Below are 3,726 nucleotides of genomic sequence, written 5' to 3'. Positions count from 1 at the left end.
AGCGTGTTATTAGTAAGAGTTGCCTTTGGGTATAATGCTTAAAAATGAGTATACAAAAGTTGCTACAATCCCTTTTACAACAACGAATCTTAGTGCTAGATGGTGCCATGGGTACGATGATTCAAAAGCACAAACTCACAGAAGAGGATTATCGTGGTGAGCGTTTTAAGGATTGGCATATTTTTGTTCAGGGTAATAACGACCTACTCTCTTTAACACAACCAAAAATCATTCAAGATATTCACCGTTCTTATTTGGAAGTTGGTGCTGATATTATTGAAACCAATACTTTTAACGCCTCACGCACTTCTATGGCTGACTATGAAATGCAAGATTTGGCGTATGAAATTAATGTAGAAAGTGCCAAACTCGCCAAGCAGGCTTGTAATGAGTTTTCAACAGATGACAAACCACGCTTTGTTGCCGGTGTTATCGGACCTACTTCACGCACTTGCTCGCTTTCACCTGATGTCAATGATCCAGGCTTTAGAAATGTGAGTTTTGATGAGTTGGTTGGTGTTTATTCGCAGTCAACACGCGGACTGATTGAAGGTGGTGCAGATATCATCCTAATTGAAACCATCTTTGACACACTCAACGCTAAGGCAGCTATCTTCGCTGTGCAACAGGTATTTGAAGATGATGATGTTGAATTACCGATTATGATTTCAGGCACTATCACAGATGCTTCAGGGCGTACCTTATCTGGTCAAATGACGGAAGCTTTCTATAATTCACTACGACACGCCAACCCAATTTCTATTGGGCTTAATTGTGCGCTTGGCCCTGATTTATTGCGCCAATATGTGGTTGAAATGTCGCGCGTGGCAGATTGCTTTGTCTCAGCTCACCCAAATGCTGGGCTACCTAATGAATTCGGCGAGTATGACTTAGATGCTAGCACAATGAGCAAGCAAGTCGGTGAATGGGCTGAGTCAGGTTTGATTAATATCTTAGGCGGTTGTTGTGGCTCCACCCCTGAGCACATCAAAGCGATTGCTGATGCAATTGATGGTTTGGCACCTAGGAAAATCCCAGAGATACTACTGGAATGCCGATTATCAGGTTTAGAAGCCTTTAATATTGGTAAGGATTCTTTGTTTGTAAATATTGGTGAGCGCGCTAATATTACAGGTTCAGCCAAATTTAAACGCCTTATTCTTAACGAAGAATATGAAGAGGCACTTGATATTTGTCGCACGCAAGTTGAAGAAGGCGCACAAGTGGTTGATATTAATATGGATGAAGGTATGCTTGATGGCAAGACTGCCATGATTCGTTTTATAAACCTGATTGCTTCTGAGCCAGATATCTCCAAAGTACCAATAATGGTGGATTCAAGTAAGTGGGATATTATCGAAGCAGGGCTTAAATGCATACAAGGTAAGTCGATTGTTAATTCTATCTCACTCAAAGAAGGTAAGGAAAACTTTGTTAAATACGCACATCTGTGCAAGCGTTATGGTGCAGCTATTATCGTGATGGCATTTGATGAAGCAGGTCAGGCAGACACACAAGCACGCAAAATAGAGATTTGCACCAATGCTTATCATATCTTAGTTGATGAGGTTAATTTTCCACCAGAAGACATTATTTTTGACCCAAATATTTTTGCCATTGCCACAGGTATTGAAAAACACAACAACTACGGCGTTGATTTTATTGAAGCTACGCGTGAAATCAAAAAAAACTTACCCTATTCAAAGGTATCGGGTGGCGTTTCTAATGTATCGTTTTCGTTCAGGGGCAACAATCCAGTGCGTGAGGCAATTCATTCCGTATTTTTGTATCACGCAGTAAAAGCTGGCATGACAATGGGCATTGTCAATGCAGCTCAGTTAGTGGTTTATGATGATATTGACCCAGAACTCAAAAAATGCGTTGAAGATGTAGTGCTTAATGCTGACGAACAAGCGGGCGAGCGCTTGGTGGATATTGCCGCAAAGTTTTCTACTACAGGTGAGCAAAAAGACAATAAAAAAGACCTAGAATGGCGCACATGGACAGTAGAAAAACGCCTAGAACACGCGCTCGTTAAAGGTATTACTAAATATATTGATAAAGACACTCAAGAAACTTTTGATAAATTGGGTCGCCCTATTCTTGTCATTGAAGGTCCACTAATGAGTGGCATGAATATCGTCGGTGATTTGTTCGGTGCAGGCAAAATGTTTTTGCCACAAGTAGTGAAGTCCGCCCGTGTGATGAAAAAATCCGTCGCCTACCTAGACCCATTTTTAGAAGCCGAAAAAGAAGATTGCGCCTCCACCTCACAAGGCAAAATCTTAATGGCAACGGTTAAGGGTGATGTGCACGATATTGGCAAAAACATTGTTGGCGTGGTGCTTTCTTGTAATAATTATGAGATTATTGATTTAGGCGTGATGGTGCCTACTGAAACTATTTTAGAGGCTGCCAGAAAAGAAAATGTGGATATTATTGGCCTCTCTGGACTCATCACACCCTCACTTGATGAAATGGTATTTGTTGCTAAGGAAATGACTCGCCAAGGCTTTGAGTTACCATTAATGATTGGCGGTGCCACCACCTCTAAAGCACATACAGCCGTGAAAATTGAGCCAGAATACAATCATGGCGTGTTCTATGTGCAAGACGCCTCTAAGTCTGTTGGTGTGGCCTCAAGCCTACTGTCTGAGAAGTTAAAGCCAAAATTACTAGCTGACACCCAACAAGAATACGAAATTGTCAGGCAACGCCGTGCTAACAAAGGAAAAAGCAAACTCATTTCTTTAGAAAAAGCCAGAGCCAACAAGCCTAACATCTCTTTTAATGCTATTGTTAAGCCTAAAAAATTAGGCATTCATATTTTTAAAGACTACGACCTGGCTGAAATTTTTAAATTTATTGACTGGGTGCCGTTTTTCCGCACTTGGGAATTGGCTGGTAAATTCCCCGATATCTTAACAGATGAGGTTGTGGGTGAATCCGCCAGCGCACTGTTTGATGATGCCAAAGCTTTATTTAAAAAAGTGATTGATGGAAAACTGCTCACTGCCAACGGTGTTATCGGTATTTTCCCAGCCAATAGTATCAATGAAGATATTGAGCTGTATGATGAAAACAACGAAGTATTCATGACCCTTAATCACCTACGCCAACAGTTAGATAAAAAAGGCAACACCCCAAACTCCTGTTTAAGCGACTTCATCGCTCCAAAAGACAGTGGTATTCAGGATTATATGGGTGCTTTTGCCGTGACTACTGGCATTAATATTGAACCACTCATCAGCGCATTTGAAGCCGACCATGATGATTACAACTCAATCATGATTAAAGCCGTGGCTGATCGCCTAGCCGAAGCCTTTACCGAGCTTATGCACTTTAAACTGCGCACTGAGTTTTGGGGTTATAGTTCTGAGGCATTTGATAACAACCAACTCATTCAAGAAAAGTTTGATGGCATCCGCCCTGCCCCTGGCTATCCATCTTGCCCTGAGCACAGCGAAAAAGAAAAACTTTGGGATTTGCTTGATGTAGAAAAAAACACCGGCATGACCCTTACTAGCTCGCATGCTATGTTACCCACTGCTAGCGTCAGTGGCTGGTATTTTGCTAACCCTGATGCCAAATATTTTGGTGTGGCAAAAATCAATCAGGCGCAATTAGAAAACTACGCCAAGCGCAAAGGTGTTTCATTAGAACAAGCGGAAAAACTACTCTCATCTAATTTGGAATAGTTTTTGTGTTGGCGTGTTGATTTAGTTT

The 3,726-nt window shown here is 41.5% G+C and carries 1 protein-coding gene; it reads left to right on the top strand.

Annotated features, from left to right (window positions below):
- Nucleotides 1-44: 44 nt before the first annotated feature.
- Nucleotides 45-3,698 carry a methionine synthase gene (gene metH, locus BAZSYMA_RS00420; protein WP_090714410.1) on the top strand — a complete coding sequence of 1,218 codons (3,654 nt, stop codon included), beginning with the start codon at nucleotides 45-47 and terminating at the stop codon, nucleotides 3,696-3,698.
- Nucleotides 3,699-3,726: the final 28 nt, after the last annotated feature.

Source organism: Bathymodiolus azoricus thioautotrophic gill symbiont, from assembly GCF_001298715.1.
Classification (GTDB): Bacteria; Pseudomonadota; Gammaproteobacteria; order PS1; family Pseudothioglobaceae; genus Thiodubiliella.
Note: the sequence above shows the minus strand (reverse complement) of the source record. Positions and strands in the feature narration are given on the sequence as shown.

Coding starts and splice junctions, on each gene's coding strand:
- metH (WP_090714410.1), top strand. CDS start 45: ATGAGTATACAAAAGTTGCTACAATCCCTTTTACAACAACGAATCTTA.